A 1,672-nucleotide genomic window follows, 5' to 3' on the forward strand; every position below is an offset into this window, starting at 1 on the left:
GGGGTCGCCTGCGGCGGCGCGGGGAACGGGCGGGGAGGAGGAACCACCGCTGAACGGCTCGGAGACCGCGGCCCCGGGCCCAGCTCCAACCCGGGGCCCGCGCCCCTACGCCGCCACCCGGCGCGGGCTCCACCGCGGCGCGAGGTCGAACTCGGCCCAGATCACGCGGCCCCCGTCCTCGCCCGGCGCACCGGCCCGACGGGTTCCCCAGCGGGCGGAGAAGTGGCCGATGAGCAGCAGCCCCTGCCCCAGCGCGAGCTCCCGCCAGTCCTGGTCCGCCTCCGGACCCGGCACGCTCGCCAGGGCGCCCGGAATCCACCGGTCCGCCACCGACAGCCGCAGGACGCGGCGACCACCGGGGTCATGGCGCAGCACGAGCGTGCGCACCACCTCCGCCCCGCTTCCGCCGGGCAGGACTCGCCCCATGGCGCTGGTCAACATCTCGCTGGCGCACAGCACCACGGCCGCGACCAGTTCCTCGTCGGCGCCCGAGATCCGCGACAGGTCGGCGCGCAGGTCGGCCCGGGCTCTTCGGATGGCCGCCAGGTTGGCGGGGTAGCTGCGGCGCTTCCAGCGTCTGTCCAGGTCGAGCGGTCGCCGTGGGCGTGGCAGGACGGTCATCTGTCTTCTCCTCGGTTCGTGCGACGGCCGCACGGGCGGTTCCCACGGGAACGGCCTCCACGGTCCGTCGGGTCCTGGTGTTCTCTCGTGTCTGTGTGCCTTCATGCCTCGGCGTCCTCCGAGGCCCCGGGAGCACGCGGCCCCGGCGCTCCGCCCGCCCCGTCACCTCATGGCGGCGAAGACCGTGGCCTCGTCGTCCAGCCACACCAGCTGGTGTTCGGCCGACACCGTCAGCCCGAACCGGGTGTGGGAGGGACGCCCCGCCTCCACCCACAGCAGGTGGGCCGCCTCCAACTCGTCGAACAGCCTGCGGGGGCCGTGCTGGCGCACCTCGTAGCCCTGGTCCCGGTGCCCGGGGTCGATGTGCCATGAGGCCCACGACCAGGTCGAGGAGTCCAGCAGGTACACCGTGAACCGCGGATCCTCGGGACCGCCCCCGAGCCGGACGATCCTGTGCACGTCCGGCATCTGCAACCCCACCGCGAAGGCCCCGTCGGAGTCGCCGACCACCTCTCCCGGATGGAGCCGGGAGAACGTCGTGGTGTGCTCGTCGTCGTCCGGCCGGACGTAGGTCTCCAGCAGGTGGCGCGGGGTGCGGTCCGCGCGCGCCCACATGCGGTCGGTGTGCCCGGCGAACCTGCCGCGCGCGGTCCCGTGCGGGCCGACCACGAGATCGGCCGTCACCCCGTGGTGGAAGGCGGTGCCCCACGGCGTCAGGACGCGTCCGCCGGGCTGGCACTGCGCCACCCAGGCGTAGGGGACACGCTGCACGGTCACCGCGCTGACCACCCGGTCGTAGGGCGCGCGCCCGGCCCAGCCGCGCATGCCGTCCCCGCTGACCACCAGAGGTGTGAGCCCCGCGCTCATCAGCCGCACCCGCGCCTGTTCGGCCAGCTCGAAGTCGATCTCCACCGAGGTGACGGCGTCGTCGCCCAGGAACCGCGCGAGCAGGGCGGCGGTGTACCCGCTGCCGGTGCCCACCTCCAGCACCCGCATGCCCGGCGCCAGCCGCAGCCGCTGCACCGTCTCGGCCACCGAGGACGGCGCCGGG

At 74.8% G+C, this 1,672-nt stretch carries 2 protein-coding genes; both read right to left on the reverse strand.

Features of this window, described 5'->3' with window-relative positions:
- Positions 1-105: 105 nt before the first annotated feature.
- Entirely contained in the window at positions 106-621 is a 516-nt protein-coding gene (locus tag DQW06_RS24605) for an ATP-binding protein (protein ID WP_117199399.1), read from the reverse strand.
- A gap of 162 nt (positions 622-783) precedes the next feature.
- Positions 784-1,672: methyltransferase domain-containing protein (locus DQW06_RS24610; protein WP_117199400.1), on the reverse strand; the 889-nt coding region annotated here is incomplete at its 5' end.

It is taken from the genome of Nocardiopsis sp. TNDT3 (genome assembly GCF_003427465.1).
In the GTDB taxonomy this organism is placed as follows: Bacteria; Actinomycetota; Actinomycetes; order Streptosporangiales; family Streptosporangiaceae; genus Nocardiopsis; species Nocardiopsis dassonvillei.

Coding starts and splice junctions, on each gene's coding strand:
- DQW06_RS24605 (WP_117199399.1), bottom strand. CDS start 621: ATGACCGTCCTGCCACGCCCACGGCGACCGCTCGACCTGGACAGACGC.